The 570-nt window shown below is 45.6% G+C and carries 1 pseudogene; it reads right to left on the minus strand.

Annotation, left to right across the window (positions count from 1 at the left end):
• Positions 1–80 precede the first annotated feature (80 nt).
• Positions 81–570: pseudogene (locus V7D75_RS09900) on the minus strand (SDR family NAD(P)-dependent oxidoreductase); the annotation flags it as partial.

The raw sequence follows: 570 nt of genomic DNA on the forward strand, positions 1-570 counted from the left end.
GAATAGCGAAGTATTCACGCGCTTTTTGCTAAGGATGTTTGTTTAATAATTTAACTTATCGTCTTGTATTTGCCGCTATATTAATGAGTCGTTACCGCTTTAGGGTTGGCATTTTTCACGCGCTTTTTGCCTTTTAATTTACGTGATAATTTGTTGATATCATTGAGTACCTGACCATAACGTGAAGGGAATACGCGCTGAACGGCATCCATCATTTTGGCATCGTTGCCAATCAAGCAGCGTGGCTCGTTGGTGGCGGTGGCTTGTAAGATAATCCAAGCCGCTGCGCTGGCATCGAATTTTAAGAATTTATTAAAGCTACGAATGGCTTTGCTACCGCTACGCATACCGAGGTCGCTGATACTGTCGTTACCGCGGGCGCTATTGGCAATATTAGTTTTGATACCGCCGGGATGCACACAAGTTGCCGACACGCCGCAGCGCTGAATGTCTAGCTCTTGGCGCAAGCTTTCGGTAAAGCCGCGCACCGCAAATTTACTGGCGTTATAAGCAGATTGTGACGGCTGCGCGGTCAAACCAAACAAACTTCAGATATTAATGATATGACCA

This window comes from Psychrobacter sp., assembly GCF_036731945.1.
Classification (GTDB): domain Bacteria; phylum Pseudomonadota; class Gammaproteobacteria; order Pseudomonadales; family Moraxellaceae; genus Psychrobacter.